Annotated in this window: 26 protein-coding genes, 1 tRNA gene, 1 pseudogene and 1 riboswitch; of the genes and pseudogenes, 17 read left to right on the top strand and 11 right to left on the bottom strand. The window is 56.6% G+C overall.

Annotated elements, in window-relative coordinates; all coding sequences use genetic code 11:
- Positions 1-424: 424 nt before the first annotated feature.
- Positions 425-1909: a magnesium-protoporphyrin IX monomethyl ester anaerobic oxidative cyclase gene (gene bchE, locus Q1B21_RS10885; protein WP_299889285.1), complete on the bottom strand. Its 1485-nt coding sequence runs from the start codon at positions 1907-1909 to the stop codon at positions 425-427.
- A gap of 320 nt (positions 1910-2229) precedes the next feature.
- On the opposite strand from bchE, the gene Q1B21_RS10880 reads away from it, so the two are divergent.
- On the top strand, positions 2230-3519 hold the full coding sequence (locus Q1B21_RS10880; protein ID WP_299889283.1) for an alpha/beta fold hydrolase: 1290 nt from the start codon (positions 2230-2232) through the stop codon (positions 3517-3519).
- 200 nt (positions 3520-3719) lie between these two features.
- Here the strand turns inward: Q1B21_RS10880 and Q1B21_RS10875 are convergent, their stop codons facing one another.
- The 5 genes from Q1B21_RS10875 to Q1B21_RS10855 are packed head-to-tail and all read right to left on the bottom strand — an operon-like array spanning position 3720 to position 8482.
- Positions 3720-4478 (bottom strand): SDR family oxidoreductase, encoded by a 759-nt coding sequence (locus Q1B21_RS10875; protein WP_299889281.1) that lies wholly within the window; start codon positions 4476-4478, stop codon positions 3720-3722.
- Between the two features lie 13 nt (positions 4479-4491).
- Positions 4492-5304 carry an ABC transporter permease gene (locus Q1B21_RS10870; protein WP_299889279.1) on the bottom strand — a complete coding sequence of 271 codons (813 nt, stop codon included), beginning with the start codon at positions 5302-5304 and terminating at the stop codon, positions 4492-4494.
- Positions 5305-5313: 9 nt separating this feature from the next.
- Complete coding sequence (locus Q1B21_RS10865) at positions 5314-6165, bottom strand: ABC transporter permease (protein WP_299889277.1); 852 nt, start codon at positions 6163-6165, stop codon at positions 5314-5316.
- Between the two features lie 15 nt (positions 6166-6180).
- Complete coding sequence (locus tag Q1B21_RS10860) at positions 6181-7335, bottom strand: PotD/PotF family extracellular solute-binding protein (RefSeq protein ID WP_299889275.1); 1155 nt, start codon at positions 7333-7335, stop codon at positions 6181-6183.
- Positions 7336-7363: 28 nt separating this feature from the next.
- Entirely contained in the window at positions 7364-8482 is a 1119-nt protein-coding gene (locus Q1B21_RS10855) for an ABC transporter ATP-binding protein (RefSeq protein ID WP_299889273.1), read from the bottom strand.
- 140 nt (positions 8483-8622) lie between these two features.
- On the opposite strand from Q1B21_RS10855, the gene Q1B21_RS10850 reads away from it, so the two are divergent.
- The 8 genes and pseudogenes from Q1B21_RS10850 (at position 8623) to Q1B21_RS10815 (ending at position 12890) form a co-directional block, all read left to right on the top strand.
- Positions 8623-9420, top strand: coding sequence for a LuxR C-terminal-related transcriptional regulator (locus Q1B21_RS10850; RefSeq protein WP_299889271.1), 798 nt, complete (start codon positions 8623-8625; stop codon positions 9418-9420).
- 400 nt (positions 9421-9820) lie between these two features.
- Positions 9821-10435 (top strand): annotated as a pseudogene (locus tag Q1B21_RS10845) (IS3 family transposase); the annotation flags it as partial.
- Between the two features lie 103 nt (positions 10436-10538).
- Complete coding sequence (locus Q1B21_RS10840) at positions 10539-10853, top strand: Arm DNA-binding domain-containing protein (protein WP_299889269.1); 315 nt, start codon at positions 10539-10541, stop codon at positions 10851-10853.
- Positions 10769-11068: a hypothetical protein gene (locus tag Q1B21_RS10835; protein ID WP_299889267.1), complete on the top strand. Its 300-nt coding sequence runs from the start codon at positions 10769-10771 to the stop codon at positions 11066-11068. The genes Q1B21_RS10840 and Q1B21_RS10835 overlap by 85 nt, the downstream gene beginning before the upstream one ends.
- A 7-nt stretch (positions 11069-11075) precedes the next feature.
- Positions 11076-11423, top strand: coding sequence for a tyrosine-type recombinase/integrase (locus Q1B21_RS10830; RefSeq protein ID WP_299889265.1), 348 nt, complete (start codon positions 11076-11078; stop codon positions 11421-11423).
- A gap of 113 nt (positions 11424-11536) precedes the next feature.
- Positions 11537-11785 (top strand): hypothetical protein, encoded by a 249-nt coding sequence (locus Q1B21_RS10825; RefSeq protein WP_299889263.1) that lies wholly within the window; start codon positions 11537-11539, stop codon positions 11783-11785.
- An 18-nt stretch (positions 11786-11803) separates the two neighbouring features.
- Positions 11804-12241, top strand: coding sequence for a hypothetical protein (locus Q1B21_RS10820; RefSeq protein ID WP_299889261.1), 438 nt, complete (start codon positions 11804-11806; stop codon positions 12239-12241).
- A gap of 424 nt (positions 12242-12665) precedes the next feature.
- On the top strand, positions 12666-12890 hold the full coding sequence (locus Q1B21_RS10815) for a hypothetical protein (protein ID WP_299889259.1): 225 nt from the start codon (positions 12666-12668) through the stop codon (positions 12888-12890).
- Positions 12891-13286: 396 nt separating this feature from the next.
- Here Q1B21_RS10815 and Q1B21_RS10810 read toward each other — a convergent pair.
- Positions 13287-13362 (bottom strand) — tRNA-Lys (locus Q1B21_RS10810).
- 210 nt (positions 13363-13572) lie between these two features.
- Here Q1B21_RS10810 and dapF point away from each other — a divergent pair.
- On the top strand, positions 13573-14415 hold the full coding sequence (gene dapF / locus Q1B21_RS10805) for a diaminopimelate epimerase (RefSeq protein WP_299889257.1): 843 nt from the start codon (positions 13573-13575) through the stop codon (positions 14413-14415).
- Positions 14412-15668, top strand: a complete 1257-nt coding sequence (gene mtaB, locus Q1B21_RS10800; protein WP_299889255.1) for a tRNA (N(6)-L-threonylcarbamoyladenosine(37)-C(2))-methylthiotransferase MtaB — start codon at positions 14412-14414, stop codon at positions 15666-15668. Before dapF ends, mtaB begins: the two co-directional genes overlap by 4 nt.
- Before the next feature lie 148 nt (positions 15669-15816).
- On the opposite strand, the gene Q1B21_RS10795 is transcribed toward mtaB, so the two are convergent.
- The 3 genes from Q1B21_RS10795 to petA are packed head-to-tail and all read right to left on the bottom strand — an operon-like array spanning position 15817 to position 18545.
- Complete coding sequence (locus Q1B21_RS10795) at positions 15817-16599, bottom strand: cytochrome c1 (RefSeq protein ID WP_299084971.1); 783 nt, start codon at positions 16597-16599, stop codon at positions 15817-15819.
- A gap of 18 nt (positions 16600-16617) precedes the next feature.
- Positions 16618-17949 (bottom strand): cytochrome b, encoded by a 1332-nt coding sequence (gene petB, locus Q1B21_RS10790; RefSeq protein ID WP_298937925.1) that lies wholly within the window; start codon positions 17947-17949, stop codon positions 16618-16620.
- An 11-nt stretch (positions 17950-17960) separates the two neighbouring features.
- On the bottom strand, positions 17961-18545 hold the full coding sequence (petA, locus tag Q1B21_RS10785) for a ubiquinol-cytochrome c reductase iron-sulfur subunit (RefSeq protein WP_299889252.1): 585 nt from the start codon (positions 18543-18545) through the stop codon (positions 17961-17963).
- Positions 18546-19008: 463 nt separating this feature from the next.
- Between petA and Q1B21_RS10780 the strand changes: the two genes are divergently transcribed.
- Positions 19009-19455, top strand: coding sequence for a cytochrome C (locus Q1B21_RS10780; RefSeq protein ID WP_299889250.1), 447 nt, complete (start codon positions 19009-19011; stop codon positions 19453-19455).
- Positions 19456-19479: 24 nt separating this feature from the next.
- Here the strand turns inward: Q1B21_RS10780 and Q1B21_RS10775 are convergent, their stop codons facing one another.
- Positions 19480-20094 (bottom strand): FMN-binding negative transcriptional regulator, encoded by a 615-nt coding sequence (locus tag Q1B21_RS10775; RefSeq protein WP_299889248.1) that lies wholly within the window; start codon positions 20092-20094, stop codon positions 19480-19482.
- A gap of 55 nt (positions 20095-20149) precedes the next feature.
- A riboswitch (FMN riboswitch) is annotated at positions 20150-20298 on the top strand.
- A gap of 126 nt (positions 20299-20424) precedes the next feature.
- On the opposite strand from Q1B21_RS10775, the gene Q1B21_RS10770 reads away from it, so the two are divergent.
- The 5 genes from Q1B21_RS10770 to cobO all read left to right on the top strand — a co-directional run bounded on the left by Q1B21_RS10770 (position 20425) and on the right by cobO (position 24379).
- A complete protein-coding gene (locus Q1B21_RS10770; protein WP_299889246.1) occupies positions 20425-20868 on the top strand; it encodes a 6,7-dimethyl-8-ribityllumazine synthase in 444 nt (147 codons plus the stop codon).
- Between the two features lie 127 nt (positions 20869-20995).
- A complete protein-coding gene (gene aroC / locus Q1B21_RS10765) occupies positions 20996-22096 on the top strand; it encodes a chorismate synthase (protein ID WP_299889244.1) in 1101 nt (366 codons plus the stop codon).
- Positions 22080-22742, top strand: coding sequence for an HD domain-containing protein (locus Q1B21_RS10760; protein ID WP_299889242.1), 663 nt, complete (start codon positions 22080-22082; stop codon positions 22740-22742). The genes aroC and Q1B21_RS10760 overlap by 17 nt, the downstream gene beginning before the upstream one ends.
- Before the next feature lie 45 nt (positions 22743-22787).
- Positions 22788-23723 carry a DMT family transporter gene (locus tag Q1B21_RS10755; RefSeq protein WP_298937917.1) on the top strand — a complete coding sequence of 312 codons (936 nt, stop codon included), beginning with the start codon at positions 22788-22790 and terminating at the stop codon, positions 23721-23723.
- Between the two features lie 56 nt (positions 23724-23779).
- The gene (gene cobO, locus Q1B21_RS10750) at positions 23780-24379 is read left to right on the top strand and encodes a cob(I)yrinic acid a,c-diamide adenosyltransferase (protein WP_298937916.1); all 600 of its coding nucleotides are present in this window, start codon (positions 23780-23782) and stop codon (positions 24377-24379) included.
- The last annotated feature ends 30 nt before the right edge of the window (positions 24380-24409 follow it).

Raw genomic sequence — 24409 nt, 5'->3', positions numbered from 1 at the left:
CGGAAACCTGTCAGACCGCTTTAACGGGCTACTGCGCCCGTCGCGCGAAGCATTGAGGTCTGACGATTCATCATATCCGATATCTCCTGTATCAGGGTTTCCAGATCCGCAATCTACCAGACAGATTGCTTCGGTTCAACAACCCATACATGTATTGGTAGAATTTCGCCGGATTGCGAGCTCCCGCCCATTTGCAGCGAACCAGCAGTTTGTCCTGTTGTCTCCATATGCAACGCCTGGATACGGTACTTGTGTCTGCCGCGCCACCTCTGAGAGCGACTCAGAGCTGATAGTTCCGGATGCTTCGAACTGTTCGAACATCTGAATATGCTTGCAGCACTGGTCCGATGCTTCTCCAAACTACACCGTCGAGCCTAAACGCCTCTGCAGATCAGTATGCCGATTGATGCGCTTCAACACATGCTCACCGCGCAACGGCTAGCGCTTGCTCCGGCAAAGGCTCCTCTCCGAGAAAGCTGGAAACGTTTGAATGTGGCCGGCGCCAGTGCGTCAAGAACTCCCAGAGTTCGCGCAAGACCACGCGCCGACCCATGCGTGTGTACCATTGCATTGCATGCCGTATCTCCGGATCAGGGTGCAGGAAACAGCGCCAAAGCGCTCTTGGTCGGAGTTGAAGGGTCGTTTCAATTGCTTTGACCCAGAGGAATACTCGCCATGACGGGACATTTGGGGTTTCCATGACTTGGTGTTTGTAGTCCCAGTTCCGCAGATCGGATTCAATGATCCGTCGTGTCTTTGCGGCCTCAAAAAACGGGGTCCATCGATGTGGTGTTGCATATATAGACATGACCTGGTCAGGATCGTAACGCAGAAGATGGCGCAGTAATCGCCAATAATCGGTATCGCATTCTTCTTCGAAGCCAACGGCAAAGGTGCAAAGACCGATCATCCCGTGCTCGCGCAATAGCTTGATGGCCTGTTGATCCTTAGGACGGCTGCCCCCCTTTTTGAGTGTTGTCAGCATGTCCTCATCGGTGCCTTCAAGGCCAAGCAAGAACCGTAGGCATCCGGCTTTTTTGTAGAGGTGTAGGGTTTCTGCGTCACGCACGATATCATCGGCCCGGGTTGAACCGATGATTTGTACAGGCACGTTCTCCACAATCATTGCTTCGAGAAAGGCACGCCAGGCCTTCTTCGAAGATGTCGGGTTCTCATCTGCCAAGTTGATGAGCGTTACTCCGTGTGTGCGGTACAACCACCCGATCTCGGCGGCAAATTTGACGGGGTCTCGATGCCGCCATTTGGTCCAGAAACCTCGTTGCCCGCAATAGGTGCACAGATGAGGACATCCCCGCGAAAATTGCAGTATGACTGCCCTGCGGCCACCCCAGTAGCTGTACTTGGCGAAGTCGATTAGCTCCCAACCAATACGATGTGAATTGAGATCGCCGATCATACGTGCAGGTGCTGTTACCTGAGGCGAACGGGAGCCAAAAGCGATGCCACTGACGCATCGCAGATCGGTCCCCCTTTCAAGGGCATTTATCAGGGTTGGTGTCGTCACCTCACCTTCGCCTCGCACAATCGCCGTTATCTCTGGGCATTCCTCTAGCGTCTCCTTCCAATGATAGGTTGGATAAACACCGCCATAGATCATATGTGCTTCCGGATGCTGAGATTTGATCCTACGGATTAGATCGATTGCCGTTGGATGCGCCGATGTGCTGCCTGAGTGGCCGATCAAAACAGCGTCCGGTCGGCTTTGAGAAACGCTCGAGAGAATTTCGAGAGTTGTCTTTGGACCTCGGTCCGCATTGATCAGGGTGACATTGTGACCCGCATCAATCAGTGGCCCGCCAATGCAGAGCAGGCCGAAGGGCGGTAGGTTTTCGCGGGGAACACGACTACCGATAGCCGTGTGTGGGGGGTGGAGCAAGGTTATGCGCATGGGGCCTCCGAATCTCTGATCGTGTTCAAAGTGGCACTCGGATGTGCAGAAGATCGTGGCATGTTGTGCAGTTTTCGGAGAAACAATGGGCCAGGGTAGGCTTTGAAAAACCCTCAGTGCATGGCCCAAACCAACCATATGTCTTCCCGTTCGACGCCGTAGTGCAACTTTCCCAAGACCGGACATTCGCGCTTTAAGTCGGCACCCGATCATTTTTTCATGGGATGAGTTCTCAGACGAGCGCCTCCTTCGTGTTTTCAAATTGCGTGTCGCCTATGACGCGATTTGCGCTAAGCTCTGGCATCCATAAGGAGAACCCAATGAAGCCCTATAAAACTGCTGTCACAGGCGTCGCTTTCGCACTGTTGGCCTTGCCCGTACAGGCTGAAAACCGGATTGACGTGATCCGTCCCGATGCGCCGGATCTGGCGGCTTATGGCGGCTACCCTGTTGGTGTCCGCGAGATGACCTTTACCAATCCTGATCAAGCCGATGTTGTCAACACTGGTGCGGACGGGGAGATCGCACGCTACAACCGTCCTCTTACCGTTGAGATCTGGTATCCCGCAGCCGACGGAACAAAGCCGGGCGGCAGTTATGACACGGTGCTGCGTGACGGCGAAACGGCAGTGAAGTTGACCGGCCGCGCGGTACGGAATGCACAGGTCGCAGACGGTTTCTATCCGCTGGTCATCGTGAGCCACGGATATCCGGGAAACCGTTGGCTGATGTCACCGCTCTCAGAAAACATCGCCAGCAAAGGCTATGTAGTGGCCAGTATCGATCACACCGACAGCACTTATTCGGATCAGGCGGCATTTGGGTCAACTTTGGTAAACCGGCCTTGGGACCAGCGGTTTGTGATTGACCAGCTTGCCGCGCTTGAGGATGATCTGGGCGCGATCATGGACGCTCAGAACGCCGCCATCGTGGGCTACTCGATGGGTGGCTATGGCGCTCTAATCTATGCCGGTGCAGGCGTCACTCAGGCCAGCACCGAGTACGAATGGGGTGCACCACAGGGGCTGCTTGAACGCAACATGATGGGAACTCAAAGCCATGCTGAGCTCTCGGATGACCGTGTCAAAGCTTTCGTTGCTTTCGGGCCTTGGGGCAACAACGCCGGCTTCTGGGATGAAAGCGGGTTCGCTGGTGTCGGCGTCCCGCTGATGCTGATCGCTGGCGAGGTCGACGACGTCAGTGTTTACGATGCGATCCGTGGCATCTTCGACGGGACCGTGAATACGACACGTCACCTGCTGACTTTCGAGAACGCGAACCACAATGCAGGCGCACCGATGCCCTCACCAGTTGAGGGCTATTCCGTGTCGGAAACGCTAGGCTGGGCTCCATTCGAGCACTACGCCGATGCGGTTTGGGACAATGTTCGGATGAACAACATCAGCCAGCATTTTGTAACCGCATTTCTAGATCAGCATCTCAAACGTGAGGACCGGACCGCATATTTTGATCTGGTTCCGACTGCCGCCGATGGTATTTGGGATTTGGACGATGCAGGCCGCCCGACGCAGGTCCATACCTATTGGGAGGGCTTTCCGAACCGCAGCGCGCATGGCCTGCGAATTGAGACAAAGATTAAGGGAGAGTGAACGGTCGTTCCACAGGCCTACGAGAATGAAGGCGATGACCATGGTATATGCGGCTCACAGCGGTCATCTATTATCATGAACGACGCTGCATCGCAGTTTCCCCAAAGCAGACATCGATTGACTCTTCCTCGAAAAGCACGGAGCCCAGCGGCAAAGTCCCACAATGGCACGCGGCGCGCGACTTCCAGTGGAGACCTTCTTCACAAGCATTCACCGCCGTCGATGACAAGGGCGTGTCCCGTCATGAATGTCGAACGATCAGACGCGAGGTAGACGATCGCATCCGCCATTTCTCCGACCGTGCCGAAGCGACCCATCGGGATCTCGTCTGCTATATAGTATTCCAATTTGTCGCGCCCGCCCATCTGGATCTCAAAGCCCCGGTTGAACGGCGTGTCGATGAAGCCAGGGCAAAGCGCGTTCACCCTCACGTTGTCTTTGCCGAAGTCCTTGGCGATTTGCCGCGCCATCGCCACGGCCGCGTGCTTGGTCGTGGCATAGGCGATCATCTCACGGTCGTACTGCACACCCGATCCGGATGCAGTGATGATGATCGAGCCGCGCAGCGCCGGTTTCATGTATGCCATTGCAGCCTTGGCAGCGACGAAGTGAGATCGCACATTTAGTCGCCAGGACGCGTCCATGTCATCTACTGAGACCTGTTCCAGCGTGCCCGCGATTTGGAGACCTGGATGCGAGTGCAGTACGTCCAAACGACCGTATCGCGCCGCGCAGTTGTCGATCGCAGTCGTCAAATCGTTGTCATCGCCAACATCCAGCGCGATAGCATGGGCGATGCCACCCTCGGCGTTAATTCGGTTTGCCACCGATGTCACCGCGTCGGCGTCGATGTCGGCCAGCGTCACATCCGCCCCCTCGCGCGCCATGGCAATCGCACCTGCGGCACCAATGCCGGAAGCGGCGCCGGTGACAAAGACGACCTTGTCTTTCAGAAGCATGCGACATGTCCTTTCACTTGCGATCTCCCCTTCGCAAAATAAGCTGTGCCGCGATCAGCAGGACAAGCGAGGCAAGCATCACCATCGTGCCAATGGCGTTGATTTCGGGAGTCACGCCGCGTCGGATAGACGAGAAAATGTAGATTGGTAGGGTAGTTTCCGAACCGGCGACGAAGAAGGCGATGATGAAATCGTCAAAACTGAATGTGAAGCTAAGCAAAAACCCTGCCAGCACCGCAGGCGCGATCAGCGGCAGCGTCACCTGGCGGAAGGTGCCAAGCGGTGTGGCGTAGAGGTCGGCGGACGCTTCGCCAAGTGATCTTTCCAATGTGCCCAGCCGCGCGCGCACAATGATGACGACCAGCGCCATCGTAAACATCGTGTGCGCCGCGATCAGCGATCCCTTGCCCATGGAAAGTGTCGGGGCGCCGTCCGCATCACCCCACAGGCTTTCGATCCAGGGGTTCATCACATCGAAGACGGTAACCAGAGCAATCAAGGTCGCGATGCCGATCACGATACCTGGGATCATCACCGCTATGTAGATCAGTGCGTCGAAAACGGCACGCGCCGGTCCACGTAGACCCTGTAGGCCGACCGCCGCCAGTGTGCCTAGGATACTGGCCAGACTCGCGGTGATGAATGCCACGATCAGGCTGGTCTCCAATGCGTCCATTACGAAGGGGTTGCTCAACGCACGCCCATACCATTGTGCCGAAAAGCCTTGGAAGTCGCTGGCATGTCGGCCCGCGTTGAAACTAAAAAGCGCGATGATTGCGATGGGTGCGTATAGGAACACATAGACGGCAATGGTATACACTCGCATTGCTGGCCCTCACATCACCGCGACATCTTCGCGGCCGGTTTGAAGCCGCGCGATGAGGCGCATGTAGATCGTGATTGTGATCAGCATGATGACGATCAGCGTGAAAGCAACCGCCGAGCCGAATGCCCAGTTGCGCGACTGAAGGAACAGGTCCACCAGCGCGTTACCTACGAAGAACACCTTGCCCCCGCCAAGCAGCGCTGGGATCAGGAATTCTCCCATCAACAGGATGAAAACCAGCATGCAGCCGGTCGCCACGCCGGGCAGTGACAGCGGCAAGGTCACTTTCAGCAAAGTCGTGAGTGGTCTTGCACCAAGATCGCTGGATGCTTCCAGCAATCCTGTGTCTAAGCGGTCAAGCGCGACGTAGATCGGGAAGACCATCAGCGGAAGGTAACCGTAGATGATGCCGATGGTGACAGCGTAGGGCGTATAAATCAGCCGGACATTTTCAATACCGACACTTTCCAGAAGCGCGGGTAAGCCCTGCCCGCCAAGGATGTAGATCCACGCGTAGCTGCGGATCAGGATCGAGGTCCAGAATGGCACGATGACAAGAACCAGAAGCAGGGTCTTCCACTTCGGATCGGTCCTGACCGCCAGCTGATAAGCCAGCGGATAGGCAATCAGAAGCGCCGCGAGCGTCCCTAGCGGCGCTAGGATCAGCGTGTTCTTGAATGCCGTCCATCGTGCCGGGAGGTTGGCGTATTGCTCAAGCGTAAAGGCCGGGACATATCCGCCGGAGAGTCCCCGCTCGCCGAAGCTGAAGACGAAGACGAACGAGAGCGGCAGCACGAGCATCACGAGAAGCAGCGCTCCCGAGGGCGCGATCAGCAACCAGTTCCGCGTGCGCTGTGTCATGCCCGTCCGCCCGACTCAGGCCGACTTGAAGCGCGCAAGAAGTTCGGCGCGGTTTGGGTCCGTCAACGTTGCCGCCGCTCCGAATTCAAGCGCATCGAGCTTTTCAGCCGCCGGATAAAGGATCGGATCGTTCAGGATCGCTTCGGGCAGCAGCGCATTGGTGCGGCTGTCGGCAACGGGATAGCCATGCGCCAGAACCTCGCGCGCGTTGACCTCGGGATCCAGCATGAAATTGATCAGCGCATAGGCGGCTTCCTTATGCGGCGCACCTTTCGGGATGGCGTAGTAGTCACTCCACAATTCGCCGCCTTCCTTGCCAAGCGCGAAGGCGATTTCAGGGATGTCGGTGTTGAGTTGCTTGCCGTCGCCGGTCCAACAGATCGTCAACCAGGCATCGCCGGACCGCATGGCCGGCTGATAGTCTGACGTGATCGCGAAAAGATGCGGCTTGACGTCGATTAGCAGTTTCTCGGCATCTGCAAGTTCTGCCGCGTCGACAGAATTGAAGGAATAGCCGTGGTAGTTTAGCGCCGCACCGATGGTGGTAAGCTGATAGTCATGCACCATCGTCCGCCCCGAGTAGTCGTCCATCGTGCGGTCAAAGAATTGCTTCCAGCTGTCGAATGCCTCGCCCCCGTTTTGTGACGTATTGATCGCCATACCGGTCGTGCCCCAATTCTTGGGCACCGCGTAAACGACACCGTCGACGATCCCGGCGTCCGAAAAACGGGCGTCGAAAGCAGCCGGATCGTAGTTCGGCAGTTTGGACAGATCGAGCGGTTCGATCAGATCCTCTTCTACGTAGGTCGTGATCGTGTAGTTCGTTGGCACGTAAACGTCCCAACCGGACCCACCTGCCTGTAGCTTGGCAAGCATTTCCTCGTTCGATCCGAAGACGTTGACCTGCACCGCGGCGCCGGTTTGATCTGTAAAGGCATCAAAGTTGGCCTGATCGTGATAGTTCGGCCAGGTGGCCAGGATCGCGCGATCGCCGATGTCTTGTGCGAATGCGGGCTGTGGCCGCAAGGTGGGAATTGCCGCGCCCATTACCGCTGTCGCGGCGCCAAGACCGGTTACTCCCAGGAAATGCCTCCGCGTGACCGAGCCTTTCTCGTAGCGCCGCAATTCTTCCATGAACGTCTTCTTGGAAATCGTGTCATCGTTTCTCATGTCGTTCTCCCATTGGCAGGTGTCATGATCAATCCGCCCGAAGGATCAGGGCGGCGTCTGGATTCCACGCGATATAGGCCCGCGTGCCGGCATCGAGGGGTTGTTCACGATCCTCAGCCCGCCGGGAGGCGAGGACAATAAAGGTGCCGATCTTTTCATGTCGCACCACGTATTCCGTATGTTCTCCAAGAAATATGCGGTTCTGGACCGTGACCGGGTGACCTCCGTCAAGCGGTTCTCGCGAGATGCGGATCTGTTCGGGCCGCAAGCTGAGCGTGCCACGCACGCGCTGTTCGACCCCTGGACCGGCCTGCCCGGCGAACCTGTGCCCTGAAACATCAGTGAATTCTGCACGCCCGCCTGCGACGCTCTCGATACTGCCTTCCAAAAAATTTGAGGAGCCCACGAAATCAGCGACATAGCGCGACGCTGGGGCATCATAGAGCTCCCTTGGAGTTCCGATTTGCACGATACGCCCGTCGCGCATCACGCAAATCCGATCTGACAGTGACAGCGCCTCCTCCTGATCATGCGTGACAAGAATGAACGTGATGCCAAGCTGTCTTTGAAGGTCCTGCAATTCGATCTGCATGGTCTTTCTGAGTTTGCGGTCCAGCGCCGCTAACGGCTCGTCCAGCAGCAGGAGTTTCGGTTCATTGACGATAGCCCGCGCAAGGGCGACGCGCTGTTGCTGGCCACCCGACATCTCCCAGGTTCGCCGCTTTCCGAATTCCACCAGCCGCACGACATCGAGAGTGCGTTCGACCTTCTCGGAGATCTGGGAGCTCGAAAGCCTGGGTCGGCGTTGGCGCAACCCATAGGCCACATTGTCGAAGACACTTAGATGCGGAAACAGGGCATAGCTTTGAAAAACCATATTGACCGGTCGTCGGAAGGGTTCAAGGGCGTTCACCACTTCGCCATCGATTAGAACCTCGCCTTCGCTCGGCGTCTCGAAACCGGCAAGCATGCGGAGCGCGGTCGTCTTTCCGCATCCCGATGGGCCAAGGAACGACAGGAACTCACCGGGAGCGACGCTAAGATTCAAGTCGCGTGCCGCCTCTACATCGCCAAAGCGTTTTGAAACGTGCCGCAGCTCGGCAACCGCCGAAGACGTGTCGTTTCGCACAACCGGCTCATATTTCATATTCGTAGCATCTGAAGTCAAATATCCACCCACAAGCCATATGATAGCGTAGCCAATCGTCCGTCGAATGGGGCCGTTGTGTAAATATATCAAATATTATAGATGAGTATGCATATATCGGATGAAATGGGTTACAGCGGATGGAGTGGGTCGAACACGCGGCACGTCTTGTCGAAACGCTCAAGACCTCGCGGTTTCCCGGTGCTCTGGCCGAGGCGCTTCAGGCGATCACGCCCTACGACTACACGGTGATCTTCGGGTATGTCGGGTCGTCGAAACCTCTGGCGCTTTACGACGACTTCACGCCGAAACGACGTCGTCTGCATGTCACCGAATACCTGGAAGGCCCATACCTGCTCGACCCCTTCTTTCTGGCGACAATCGACGACACCGAGGAGGGCCTTTGGCGGTTGCGCGAGATAGCGCCGGATCGGTTTTATCAAGGTGAATACTATCGAAGCTACTATGGCCAAACTGGACTTGCCGAGGAGATCGGTTTTCTTGTCCACGCCGACCGCCGGTTGAACGTTGTAATTTCGCTCATGCGCAAGCAAAAGCGGTTCTCAAATGCCGAGATCCGAGCATTGAAGCGCTTTTGGCCGATCGTCCGCACTGCATCCGAAGCGCATTGGCGCGGATTTGCGCGTGACGATGAGGGTGGTGATCAACAAACTCGGGAAGAACGCATCGAACAGGCTTTTCACTCGATCGGACAAGGCGTGCTGACCCCTCGTGAAAGGGAAGTCGTTGAAATGACGCTCAGAGGCCATTCCGCCGAGGCCACAGGCAACAAACTCGGGATCTCGCCCGGAACCGTTCGTATCCATCGGCGCAACATCTACGTCAAACTGCGGATCGGCTCGCAGGGCGAACTGTTCTCGCTATTTATTAACGCAATCCTGAACGACAATTCCGCGCATACCGGCGCGCATCTTTAGTCGCAGGGCCGTCTAGAAAACGCTGCCTCTTGCTGGAGAAAATCTTCTGCAGTTTCCGCGTTACTGGCCCAAGCGGTCATCCGTAGGACAGGTTCGATGCCGCGGTGCGGCCCGTCAGAGGAGACATTCGCCGCGTGTGCAATATCCCAGGAACGAGGAATTTACAGATCGCGGACAAAGCTGCCGCATGAAAATAGTAATCTGTTCTAGTCGTGTGGTTCTGAATGAGCGAATAGAAAGTGCTGGGCACGATTCAATTCTCGGCTGGGGGTCTCGTTTTCGCAGCATCGAACATATCGTCAATCAATGCCAACAAACGCGGTATTTCTTCAAATGCTTCCAGAGAGAGGGGGCATCCATACCGAGAGCCGCCCGGATTACAAGATTCCACTCTGGGTATCGCGTCCGAAGGTTGATGGCGAAGATGGGCCTAGAGGCAATCTACAAACGCCCTCGGACCAGCCAGCCGCATCCCCAGCATCCGGTCTATCCATACTTGCTCAGGAAGATGCAGATCGAGAGGCCAAATCAGGTCTGGTGCGCCGATATAACCTTCGTGCCAGTGCGAAACGGATTGCTCTATCTCGTGGCGATCATGGATTGGGCGTCGCGCAAGGTCCTGAGTTGGCGGCTGTCGAATACGATGCATGCCGACTTCTGCGTCGATGCCCTGAACGAAGCCATCGCAAAACACGGCCCGCCCGAGATCATGAATACAGATCAAGGGTCGCAGTTCACGGGATCGGCCTGGACCACAATGCTGACCGAGGCAGGCATGCGCATCTCAATGGATGGGCGTGGCCGTTATCTGGACAACATCTTTATCGAACGGCTGTGGCGCAGCCTGAAGCAGGAGGCGATCTATCTCGAAGAGATCACTAATGGCTTCCAGGCCCGAAGGGTCGTCAAAAACTGGATGGCATTCTACAACGCCGAGCGGCCCCATTCCGCGCTTGATCGACGAACGTCGGACGGGGCATATAGGATCGGCTTGGAAGAGCAAAGAGCAGCATGAAACCTAAACCAGATACACCTTAGAAACGCTGCAAAACTGTCCGAATAGGTGGGACCACTTCATAGCTTCCGGAAGCAGGCTGGAAGCAAGGAGTGTTCTGGATATGTTCAAATTGACCAAACGCGCAGTTGAGGGGCTTGCCGTTGAGACCGAGGAATACCTTGTCTGGGACCGGGACATGCGCGGCTTTGGGCTGCGGGTCAATCCCTCCGGCAAGAAGACCTATCTGGTTCAGTACCGAGCCAGTCGCTGGACGCGGCGGATCACTATCGGCCAACATGGCGTTCTGACGGCTGAGGAAGCGCGGACACAGGCCAAGCAGCTTTTGGGCGAGTGGCGCGCGGATCGGACCCTTCCGCCCAGAGGCAGGCCAAGCGGCGCGCCCCGACGGTTGCGGGGCTTTGTGACCGTTTCCTAGAGGAATATGTCGATCAGCATTGCAAACCGACAACCGCCCGCGACTATCACAGCGTAATCCGCCGGTTCATCCGGCCCAAGCTTGGACCCATCCCAATTGCCGAAGTGACCCGCGCTGACGTATTGGCCTTCCATCGCGGACTGCGCGAAACGCCATATCAGGCCAACCGGGCAGCGGCGACGTTGTCGCATTCCTCTGCCGAGGGAAGCCTATGACATCCTGATGGAATTGCCCCGGAAATCCGGAAACCCTTATGTAATATTAGGGGAGTCAGATGATGGCCCTTTGAACAACCTGCAAAAGCCGTGGCGGCGTATACGTAAGACGGCAGGGTTGGAGGATGTCCGCATTCACGACGTGCGCCACACCTATGTCTCCGTCGCCATGAGAGACGGGATCGACCCTTTCACATTGAAAGAGATTATGGGGCACAAAAACCTAACCACGACCCTGCGCTATGCCCACCTTGCCGATGATGCCGTTCAGCGCGCGGCCGGATCGGTTGCTGCTCGATTGGCCCGCGCGGTTCGTAAGGATGTAAGAGCCATGCCTCTGCGGGTTGTGCGGTAACGTTACCTTAAATAGGAGCTGCACCAAGGAGTTAAGCGCCCTACGTATAGGTTACGTTACATAGGGTATCACAAAGCAACCATAAGAATGATACATATACAGGCTCAGAACTAATGCTTGATAATCAGGACAAGAAAACCGCTTTAGACTTCGAACAAATGTGGAGCCAAATGAAGCTCCCGCTGCCCATTGCAGAGGGGTTTGCTGCAAGTGTCGAAGCGATTGCCGAGCGCTATCAACCAACAAACCGGCGTATAGCGCCTCTCCCTTCCAGAGAACGCAAAGCAATCTATGATAAGCTGAACAAATCAGTCACGTCCCTGCTCGATCAGCTTTCCAGCCTGCCGCCTTCCATCCAATGAGAATTTGACGAAGTCGGTATGGGGAATGAGCCGGAAAAATACTTTGAGGAATTGTTAGGGTCCGGCCACGAAGGACTGGGCTACAGCGAATATCTCGTCGATTCAGTTCCAGAAACACTGCCGAAGATTCAATTCCTGATCAGAGAAGCACTAGAACACCATAAACGACCACGTGCGCGCCGCAAACAAAACGAAAGCCTGGAAGAAACAATCCAGCGGCTCGCGCAGGTCTTCCAGCGCTATACTGTCCGTAATCCGATGGAGACCCATCGCTACGACGAGCTGGACGAAGAACAACCATACAAGAGTGATTTCTTTAGTTTCATGTACGCGTTCTTCTGGGTCGATGAGGACCGCAAACCTCGACTTCGCAGACCATCGGCAACGCGACATTGCGCGTGTTTGGCCTTAAAAAATAGGGATGTCATAAATGGACAGATTTTGAGCCATATATGACATTAGATTGATCCGCGCCTACGCTACATGTTGGCTGCAATGAAACGACATGCAGCGAGGCAACCATGCAAGCACAGATTGATCCAGACTACTTCGACCGGCTTATCGACAAGAAAGAAGCCGCCAACTGTCTCTGTTATTCCGTACGCGCATTGCAGAATTGGCGCGTTCGAGGTGGTGGCCGATGTTTATAAAGGTCTCTGGTCGGTCTGTCCGTTACACGCGCAGTGATCTGCAAAAGTGGATTGCCGAAAAGCGGGTCGCCAATACCAGCGCTGCACCTTCCTGACGCAAGAGTTTTGCCCGCCCAGAGTTGGCAGCGCTGAGCGGGACTTTTGGGGCCGGATGGCTCTTAGGGGCGCGGGGTGTCGCCACCTCGCGCCCTTTCTGTGTCTGCCAAATGGTTCAGAAAAAGGAGACACTCATGTCACAAAAACCAGCCTTCAAATTCAAAATCTGGCTCATAACCGCAACGATCTGGGACAATGACGGCTTCTTTTCCGTCGATATCTCGCGGTCTCACAAGAACGCAGAGGGCGACTGGCGCACCACCTGCTCCTTCTCTCACAATGACCTGCTCAACGTTGCCAAATGCGCGGAATGTGCAGAAAACTGGGTTTCGCGCAAGCAGGCAGCAGCCAGCCAATGATATCCGCCGGGCGTCCAGCCTGGCCCCAAAACAATAGCTGCCCCGCCGGAGGCACTATCGAAGGGCGCGTCAGCGCCCGCCCCTTTCCAAACCTCAACCAAATCGCGTGGCATTCGCCGAAAGAGGGGGTGATTGTAGCACCCCCCTCTGGAAATACAGGAACCCAAGGAGACCTCAAAATGCACGTAGTACATCGTGGATTCGACACTATCGCACTTTCGATTCAGGCGAATATCTCTAAAGACTTATTCGATCTGCCGCCGCGCGATACCATTGTGATCCAATAGGCACACTTCAATCTTTGTCACAGTGCTCCCGTATTGCTTCCGGCACGCCGCACGTCGCGAAGCGCGCTCTACACGATTCCGTGTAAATATTTGTTATCATTGGAAAAGGTGGTGAGCCGTGCAGGATTCGAACCTGCGACCCACTGATTAAAAGTCAGTTGCTCTACCAACTGAGCTAACGGCCCACTCTTTTCTGGATCTGTTCGATCCGTGGCGCTCTCTAAGACAATTGCCCAACTGGGTTCAAGTCCTTATTTTGCGCCTCGTTTCGCCATCACAATCAGTGTTTCAAGCGTCCCGATAGGCGGCCTAATTAGGCAGGTGATACCGAGGGGTCAACCCCTTTTTTAAGGAATCTACGCGACAGGGTGGATTCATCTTACGCACGACGTTATATGCCCGCCATGCCACAAGCATACGACACCGGATTGCCCTTTATGAAGATGCACGGGCTAGGCAATGACTTTGTCATTGTGGACGCGCGCGCGCATGCGGCACCGATTACGCCGACGCTGGCCAGAGGAATTGGGCACCGGCAGTTTGGCGTGGGATTCGATCAGCTGGCCGTCATAGAAAACGGCGCCGCTGACGCGCATCTTGTGTTCTATAATTCTGACGGTTCAACCTCGGCCGCTTGTGGCAACGCCACCCGGTGCATCGCCCGCGTTCTAATGGACGAGACCGGGAAATCCGAACTGACTCTGACAACCGAACGGGGAACGCTGCTTGCCAAAGATGCTGGTGACGGGCTGACCTCGGTCAATATGGGTGAACCGCAGCTAAACTGGCACGAAATCCCATTGGCTGAAGAGGTGGACACACTAGAACTGCCGATTGAGGGCGGGCCGACGGCGACGGGCATGGGTAATCCTCATTGCACGTTCTTTGTCGAAGATGCCGAGGCCATTCCGTTGGCAGAATTCGGTGCGCGATACGAATATCATCCTCTCTATCCGGAACGCACCAACGTTCAGGTTGCACAGATCATTGGCCCCGACCACATTCGCATGCGCGTCTGGGAGCGCGGCGTGGGAATCACGCTTGCCTCTGGCTCGTCTTCCTGCGCGACGGCCGTGGCGGCTGCCCGTAAAGGCCTGACCGGGTGGAAAGTTCAGATCGAACTGGATGGCGGCACAATCTGGGTTGACTGGCGCGAGGATGGCGTCTGGATGACCGGTCCCACCTGCCACGTGTTCTCGGGCACGCTGACGGCGGAATTCCTGGACTCCGTACGATGAACGCGCCCAAATTCACGACCCTGGGCTGCCGCCTGAACGCCTACGAGACCGAGGCGATGAAGGAGCTATCACAACAGGCAGGTTTGCAGGATGCGGTTATCGTAAACACCTGCGCCGTGACTGCCGAGGCTGTTCGCAAAGCCAGACAAGAGATTCGTAAACTGCGTCGGGAAAACCCGGATGCACGCCTGATCGTCACCGGCTGCGCAGCCCAGACCGAACCACAGACATTTTCGCAAATGGATGAGGTTGATGCGGTCATCGGTAATACCGAGAAGATGCAGCCCGAGACCTGGAAAGGCATGACCGCAGACTTCATTGGCGAGACCGAGGCTGTTCAGGTCGATGACATCATGTCGGTCACGGAAACAGCGGGCCATCTGATAGACGGTTTCGGCACCCGGTCCCGTGCCTATGTGCAGGTTCAGAATGGCTGTGACCACCGATGCACCTTCTGCATCATCCCCTATGGCCGTGGCAACTCGCGCAGCGTCCCTGCAGGCGTTGTCGTGGATCAGATCAAGCGGTTGGTGGATCGGGGCTATAATGAGGTCGTGCTGACCGGCGTAGACCTGACGTCCTGGGGCGCCGACCTGCCTGCGCAGCCCAAACTGGGCGATCTGGTCATGCGGATTCTCAAGTTGGTGCCCGATCTGCCACGATTGCGCATCAGTTCAATCGACTCGATCGAGGTGGATGAAAGCCTGATGCAGGCCATCGCGACCGAACCGCGGCTGATGCCTCACCTACACTTGTCCCTGCAACATGGCGATGACCTGATTCTCAAACGCATGAAGCGCCGCCATTTGCGCGATGACGCCATCCGATTCACCGAAGAGGCGCGCAAGCTGCGACCGGAAATGACATTCGGAGCCGACATTATTGCTGGGTTCCCAACCGAATCCGGTGCCCATTTTGAAAACTCGCTAAAGCTTATCACCGAATGCGATCTGACCTGGCTGCACGTCTTTCCCTACTCCAAACGTGAGGGCACGCCTGCGGCGCGCATTCCCCAGCAGGTCAATGGCAACGTGATCAAAGACCGTGCTGCTCGTTTGCGCGCTGCGGGGGGGGCACAGGTTACCAAGCATCTGCAGGCCCAAATCGGCAAGACCCATCACATCTTGATGGAAAACCCCCATATGGGCCGAACCGAGCAGTTCTCAGAAGTCACATTTGACGCGCCGCAAACCGAAGGGCAGATCGTGACAGCTGAGATCTCAGGAACTACCGCGACACAGCTAAAGGCCTGAACGAAAGCCGCCCCCTCATCTGGTCCAAAAATATCCCGGGGTTGAATTGACCGCAGACCAAGAGGGGGCTGGCCCCTCTGCCCGACCACAAAAAAACCCCCGCCACCATCAGGTGCGGGGGTCTTAGAATTCAGATCTCGGGAAGACCTTAGTGTTTGCGGCCTTTGACCGGCGCCCACAGACGCTTGTTGACAAGGTACAGCAGGACCGAGAGCACAGTCAGGAAGATCACGCCGACAAAACCCGCGTTTTTACGATCCATCAGCTTCGGCTCAGCCGCCCACATCAGGAAGGCGGACACGTCTTCTGACATGGCCTCAACCGTATTGGCATGACCGTCAGCGAAATCAAGCTGCTCATCCGACAACGGAGGCGCCATTGATATCCAGCCACCGGGGAAGGCTTTGTTTTCGTACAGGATCGTGCCTGCTTCTTCCTTTTCCTCGCCGGTGTAACCGTCAAGCAAAGACGCGACATATTCCGCGCCCCCCATGCCTTTGACCAGTTGATTGATCCCCAGACCGTAAGGTCCATGGAATCCAGCGCGGGCTTTGGCCATCAGGCTCAGGTCCGGCGCCCCAACACCGTTGTTGGCAGGGAAGTGATCGGTTGGGATGGCTGGACGGAAATCATCCAACTCAGGGTCAAACACTTCGAAGTTGTCTGCCGCATATGCGATGACCTGCTCTTCCGAGTAACCCAACGCTTCGAGGTCACGCAGGGGAACATATTGCAGGCCGTGGCACGCTGCGCAGACCTCGGTATAGATCTGTAGACCGCGCTGCAGCTGGTTCTGATCCCAAGTGCCAAAAGGCCCTTCGAAAGAAAAGTGGAAATCCTCGACATGCTGCTCGCCGCCGCCTGCTGCGTAAGACGCAGCAGGAGTAAGGGCGATGGCAAACGCGGCACCGATTGCAAGTTTCTTGAACATGGTTTCCGGTCCCTCTTCTTACTCGGCCGGCGTGGCGTCAGCGTCAGCCTTGCCATAATGCGCGTTGAAGTCTTCTTCGATGGTTTCCGGCGGAACCTCGGGTTTCTCGATCACGCCCAAAAGTGGCAGGATCACAAAGAAGTAACCGAACCAGTAGGCCGATGCGATCAATGAGAAGGTCGCATAGGGCTCCTCGGCAGGCATCGCACCCAGCCACATCAGGGCAAAGAAGTCGACGATCAGCAGGTAGAACCACCATTTGAACATCGGGCGGTACTTGCCCGAACGCACGCTGGATGTGTCCAGCCAGGGTGCCAGCGCCATTGCCAGGATCGCACCGAACATCGCCAGAACACCAAAGAACTTGGCGTCAACGATACCACCGGTGACAAAGCTTGCGATCTGCACGACCCAGACTTCGCCGGTGAAGGCCCGCAGGATCGCGTAGAACGGCAGGAAGTACCATTCGGGAACGATATGCGCAGGCGTGACCAGCGGGTTGGCTTCGATATAGTTATCCGGGTGGCCCAGATAGTTCGGCATGTAGCCAACGATGGCCCAGAACACGACCAGAATGACGGCCAGCGCAAACAGGTCCTTGATCACGAAGTAGGGCCAGAAGGGCAGCGTATCTTTTTCAGCATCCGCCTTGGAGCCACGACGCACCTCAACACCCGTAGGGTTGTTGTTGCCCGTGGTGTGGAAGGCCCAGATGTGCACGACCACCAGCGCCGCGATGATGAACGGCAGCAGGTAGTGCAGCGAGAAGAAACGGTTCAGCGTGGCATTATCCACGGCGGGTCCGCCCAGCAACCATGTCTGGATCGCTTCACCCACAAACGGGATAGCGCCAAACAGACCGGTGATCACGGTCGCGCCCCAGAAGGACATCTGACCCCAAGGCAGAACATAGCCCATGAATGCGGTGCCCATCATCATCAGATAGATGAGCATCCCGATGATCCACGTGATTTCACGCGGCGCTTTGTAGGACCCGTAGAAGAGACCACGGAAGATATGGATATAAACCGCCACAAAGAACAGCGACGCGCCATTCATGTGCAGATAGCGGATCATGTAACCGCCATTCACGTTGCGCATGATGTGTTCGATGCTGGCAAAGGCCATATCAACATGCGGGGTATAGTGCATCACCAGAACGATACCGGTGACGATTTGCAGCGCCAGACAGAACGTCAGGACGATGCCCCAGATCCACATCCAATTCAGGTTCTTGGGGGTCGGGATCATAAGGGTGTCATACAGCAGGCCAACGATGGGCAGGCGGCTGTGCAGCCATTTCTCGCCGTTTGTCTTCGGCTCGTAATGATCGTGGGGAATTCCGGACATCTGGGTCTCCCTTAGCCGAGTTTGATGGTGGAGGCGTCCACCCATTCTACGGGCGGAATTGGCAGGTTTTCAGGCGCTGGGCCTTTGCGGATACGGCCGGCCAGGTCGTAGTGCGAGCCGTGGCAGGGGCAGAACCAACCGCCAAAATCACCGGCATCACCCAGAGGCACACAGCCCAGGTGGGTACAAACACCCATCTGAACGATCCAGGCGCCGGGCGCTTCGCCTTCGGGCGAGGGCATGACGCGGTTGGCATCGGTTGCCGGTGCATCAGGGTTCAGGTTCGCGTTGCGCGCCAGCGGATCGGGCAGAGCGGCAAGCCCTTCTTCGTCCTGCTGCGCTGCTTCCTGAATTTCAACGCCGGTGCGGTGACGGATAAAGACAGGCTTACCCAACCATTTCACGGTCAGCTGCGTACCCGGCTCGACCCCGCTCACATCCTGACGGATCGAGGACATCGCCTGCACGTCCGCCGAGGGGTTCATCTGATTCACCAAGGGCCAGACGACGGCCCCTGTTGCTACGACACCTGCGCCGCCAGCGACGTAGTAGAGGAAGTCTCTGCGGGTGCCTTCGTGGTCTTCTGCGTGGGACACGAGGTTATCTCCGATTTTCTGGCGCCCGCGAACGGGCAAATAGCTCGCGCACCGCACGAATGCGGCGTCTTAACCGCGCTATCTATCGGGGAGAATAGAGTTCGTCTAGCGCTCTTAAATGCGCAATACGCCGCATCTGGGCATTATGTCACGCCGCAACGGGTTTTTTTTGATGTCTCGCAGCCACATCTTTTGTAGCCGCAGCGAATGGAACGGTGCTGATTCGACCCATGTCGCGACTCCGACGCGGGGCCTTTTGAGCCGACTTGAAGGTATTCAGGCGACTTACGACCTTTCCGGCCGACCTTCCGATTTTCTCGAAGCATCTTACTGCCTTAGGAAGAAATTACCGTCTTAAATCATTATTTTTAAATAGATATTTTTCTGCAGCGGTTTCCTGTTGCACTTTTTGCGCGATCGCAAGTAAGTCCGCTGCGCGCGAACTCCTATCAGGAGAAACCCAATGTCAAAGGTCAATTTGATCGCAATTTTGTTCATGTCAGCCCTTTCCACCCAAGCCATAGCATCTGGTGATCCGGCTAAAGGTGAAAAGCTCTACAACCGATGTTCGTCCTGCCATGCCATCATCAGGGACGGCGAGGTTCTGGTGAAAGGCGGAATAACCGGACCGAATCTCTATGGTGTCGTCGGCCGCGTTGCCGGATCCGAGGTTGACTATCGCTATGGAAGCGACCGCCTGCCGATTGGTATGTTCACCGATGACATGATCCGCGCCGGCGAAGCAGGGCTCGTCTGGACCGAGGAAAACATCGCCGACTATTCCGAAGACCCGATCGGATTCATCAAAACCTATCTGGATGACGAAACAGCCCGCCCCAACATGAGCGTCAAGTTGAAAAAGGGTGCCGAAGACATCGCGGCCTTTCTTGCCACGTTCAACTCCCAGTAGGACGGTTTCCCGCACCGACGTTGGTCACGTCTTGCGCATCAACGTGGCCAGCTGTTCCTTTTCGCCCCCAAAACCGTGCGCGTACATCTGATCGGCCGCCCGAAGACGCACTTCGTCCGTTTTGTTCTGGTTCAGCTTCCATGTCCCCTGAATGTCATCGACCCGCATCCGGCACGGAACGATCATGCGCATCATTCTGGCCAAGGCTTCGTCGGACATCTTTCCAGTGGTCCATGGGGGTTTGGGCAGCAGTCGCTCTTCGTAGAAGGCCGACTGCAGATCCAGCAAATCCAGCAACGCGTCGTGCGGCAACTGCTCAAGCTGGCCGGTCAAATGCACCGCCACATAGTTCCAGGTCGGAACCTGATCCGCGATCTCATACCAATCTGGCGAAACGTACCCATCCGGACCCGACACCGCGATCCGTATAGTTTGTGGCCGTTTCAGCATCCTCACGATAGGATTCGAGCGCACCAGATGTAGGTCGGCCTGCAATCCATCCTCGGTCAGCAGAAACGGAACGTGACTCAGGGCCGGTGCGTCCTCGGTCGACAAAGCCAGAACGCCAAAGGCGCGATCCCGTGCGAACGCAATATGACGAGCGCGCTCTTCGGCGCGGAAGGCGGGGTTGGGGTGCATGGCTGTTCTCCTGACAAAATCTCTTGCAGAACCGGTGGCACCTTGGCAAGGTTCTCTCTGTTCTCAGGGCGGGGCGAAATTCCCCACCGGCGGTATGCGGACTGTGATCCGTAAGCCCGCGAGCGGCCCCGGTATTAGGGGTGACAAGCAGATCTGGTGAGATGCCAGAGCCGACGGTTACAGTCCGGATGAAAGAGAACGCGCAGAGCGCCGGTGATGTGGCGTGTCTGCTCGTGATCGCCTTGGGTGACGTGTCATGCCATGCAGGCAGCGAAAAGTGGAAACCGGTTTTCGCGACCCCAGCAGGCCACCAAACCGCGAAAGGAGATCATGATGACACACACCCGCTATGCTTTTATTAAAGCCAACTGGCATTCCGATATCGTTGACCGCGCGCTTGACGGATTTCAGGAGCTCATACCAGCCGAACAGGTTGATGTATTCGACGTCCCCGGCGCGTTCGAGATGCCCTTGCTGGCCCGCGATCTGACCCAGACCGGGCGCTACGACGCTGTCGCCTGTGCCGCCTTCGTCGTGGATGGCGGCATCTACCGGCACGATTTTGTGGCCAAGGCAGTGGTTGATGGGCTGATGCGTGCAGGGCTCGACACGGGTATTCCTGTTCTGTCGGTCGCGTTGACCCCGCACCAGTATCAGGAAACGGCCCACCACAACGCGATCTATCGCGCGCATTTCATCGAAAAGGGACGCGAAGCGGCCCAAGCTGCGCTGAAGATCACAGAGACACGCATCTCGCTGTCGCGAGCCGCCTGATCTTCATCTTTTCGAAAATACTCCATCGCGCCGCCCACCGGGCGGCGCTACATCGCAAGTCAAACGCAAATCCGCTTGAGGACAAGGTCTCTCCCCGCTAATCACGACGCTCAAAGGAGCATGCCTTATGTCGATGAACAGTTTTGGCCATCTATTCCGCGTCACCACCTGGGGCGAAAGCCACGGACCGGCGTTGGGCGCCACTGTCGATGGCTGCCCTCCGGGTGTGAAAATCGACGAGGCCATGATCCAGCACTGGTTGGACAAGCGTAAACCGGGGCAGAACAAATTCACGACGCAGCGCCGCGAGGCCGACGCCGTGAAAATCATGTCCGGCGTGTTTGAAGGCCAAACAACCGGCACGCCCGTGCAGCTGATGATCGAAAACACCGATCAACGCTCGAAGGACTATGGTGACATCATGGACAAGTTCCGTCCGGGTCATGCAGATATCACCTACTGGCAGAAATACGGTATCCGTGATTATCGCGGTGGCGGGCGCAGCTCAGCCCGGGAAACCGCGTCGCGCGTTGCCGCCGGAGGGCTGGCGCGCGAGGCGATCAAGCAGATCGCTCCGAATGTTCAGATCACCGGGTACATGAGCCAGATCGGACCGCATAGAATCGACCGCGAAAACTTCGACTGGTCTCAGATCGAACAGAATCCATTCTGGACCCCGGACGCCAAGGCCGCCGAGGATTGGGCCACGTATCTGGATGGCCTGCGTAAGTCAGGCAATTCCGTTGGTGCCATAGTCGAGGTGGTCGCCCGAGGTGTTCCCGCCGGCATTGGTGCGCCAGTTTATGCCAAGTTAGACACTGATTTGGCCGCTGCGATGATGTCGATCAACGCCGTCAAAGGCGTTGAAATCGGTGAAGGTATGGCCGCAGCCGAGCTTACGGGTGAGGCCAATGCAGACGAGATCTTCATGGGTCAAAACGGACCCCAATACAGTTCAAACCACTCTGGCGGCATACTGGGTGGAATTTCCACGGGGCAGGATGTTGTTGTGCGCTTTGCGGTAAAACCGACCTCATCCATCCTGACCACGCGCAAGACCATCACCAAATCCGGAGAAGAGACCGAGATCATCACCAAGGGCCGTCATGATCCTTGCGTCGGTATTCGCGCGGTTCCGGTGGGCGAGGCGATGATGGCCTGCGTCATCCTGGACCACCTGCTGCTGCACCGTGGTCAGATCGGCGAGAATCGTGGGCATATTGGCTGATCTGCGCACCCGGCTGCGTGCGGTTGTCATGCAGCGGATGCAGACCGATCCTGCCCATGATCTTGCACATCTGGATCGGGTCTGGGTCAATGCTCAGTCGATCGCCGACGATCATGCGGACATGGTAGTATTGCTGGCCGCCAGCTATCTGCATGATCTGGTAAACCTGCCCAAGGACCACCCTGACCGCCATTTGGCATCCCGCAAATCTGCAGAGGAATCAGAGCCTATTCTGGCTGAATTGGGCTTTCGGACTGCAGATATTCAGGTCGTGCAACACGCGATCGAAGCCCACAGTTTCTCGGCCAAAATGCAACCGGAAACCCCCACGGCCCGTATTCTGCGAGATGCAGACCGGCTGGATGCGCTGGGTGCGATAGGGATGGCTCGTACGTTTTTGGTGTCAGGCGCGCTGGGGCGGATGCTCTACGATCCAGCCGACCCGTTTGCCGAAAATCGCACGCTGGATGATCTTCAATTCTCTATCGATCACTGGAAGGTCAAACTGCTGAACTTGCAACAGGACATGCTGACTGAAGGCGGCAAACGGCTTGCGCAGCACAGAACCAGCTGGATGATCCGCTATCTGCAGGAACTGGCGGACGAGATCGGCAGCCCTTTGCCACAAACATGGGTCGATCCCTGATCCGACCCGTTGATCTTTCCCCTTCAAAGGCGCAGGGTCCCGCCAATGGCAAAATCCTTAACATCGCATCGACCGGTCCTGGCCGTGACGCTGAAACTCAGCGCCCTGTTTCTGTTCACGTCGATGTCGGCTTTGGTCAAGGTGTTGTCCGAGGATTTCCCGCCCGGTGAGCTGGTGTTCTTCCGGTCGTTGTTCGCCATTCCAATCATCATCATCTGGCTGATTGCTCGCGGAGAATTGGCGCAAGGCTTTGTCGTCAAGAAACCGATGGGCCATTTCTGGCGCGGGGTCTTAGGAACAACCGCCATGGGCCTGACCTTCACCGGGCTCAGCCTGCTGCCGCTGCCCGAGGTCACTGCAATTGGGTATGCCACCCCCATCTTCACCCTGATTCTGGCGGCGGTGATGTTGGGCGAACGTATCCGCATGATCCGTATCGGGGCCGTCGCCCTGGGCCTGTTTGGCGTTCTGATCATGGTCTGGCCGCGCCTTGGCAGCACAGAAATGGAAACAGCTGCCACGATTGGTGCGCTCTGTGTTTTGGCGGCGACGATTGCCCGGTCGTTTGTGCAAATCCATATTCGGCAACTCGTACAGGTGGATCATCCGGCCGCCATTGTTTTCTATTTTTGCGTCACTGGAACGCTGCTGTCGGGGCTGACGGCTTTTTGGGGCTGGACCATGCCCACATGGGAGCAGGCGACGATCTTGATCGCGGTCGGATTGACCGGCGGTGTTGCCCAGATCCTCGTGACCTCGTCTTATCGGTTTGGACAGGCGTCTATGCTTGCACCCTACGACTACACCACCATGCTATTTGCCATTGTTATCGGCTATATTTGGTTCGACGAACTGCCGACAATTGCCATCCTGATCGGGGCTGCATTGGTGATTACCGGCAACGTGGTGGTGATTTGGCGCGAACACCAGCTGGGGCTGGAACGCGGCAAGGCGCGATCCGTCACAGACCCCAAAGCGTGACTTTACCTTTTGCGAACTTCCCCTAGGTTGGGCGCAACAGTCAAAGAGGGTGCCCCATGAGCGACGCGCAGGATCACAAGGATAAGATGCAAAAGGTGCAGGCCAAGCACCGCAAAAAAGTGTCCGAGGCCGTCGACCCGGGACGTGGTCTGATTCTGATCAATACCGGTAAAGGCAAAGGCAAATCCTCGGCCGCGTTTGGCGTTGTGATCCGTGCATTGGGCTGGGGTCAGAAGGTCGCCGTTGTGCAGTTCATCAAAGGCAAATGGAAAACCGGCGAGCGGCGCTTTTTCCAAGAGCGTGATCTGGTGACCTGGCACACAATGGGCGAAGGCTTTACCTGGGACACGCAGGACCGCGAGCGTGATATCGCGGCCGCCAATGCGGCCTTCGACAAGGCCTGTAATCTGATGGCAAGCGGCGAATATGATCTGGTTGTCTTGGACGAGATCAACATAGCGTTGCGCTATGAATACTTGTCGGTTGAGCAAGTGATGGAAGGTCTAAATGCGCGATCCGACCGCACGAGTGTCTTCCTGACGGGACGTGACGCGCCACAAGAGCTTCGGGATTATGCCGATCTGGTGACAGAAATGACCGAAGAAAAGCACCCTTTCAAATCCGGGATCAAGGCCCAGCGCGGCGTGGATTACTAAAGGGTCAATAGATCGACGTAAATGCCTTGT

This window comes from uncultured Ruegeria sp., assembly GCF_947504215.1.
In the GTDB taxonomy this organism is placed as follows: domain Bacteria; phylum Pseudomonadota; class Alphaproteobacteria; order Rhodobacterales; family Rhodobacteraceae; genus Ruegeria.
This window is presented reverse-complemented; position numbering and strand designations above follow the sequence as displayed.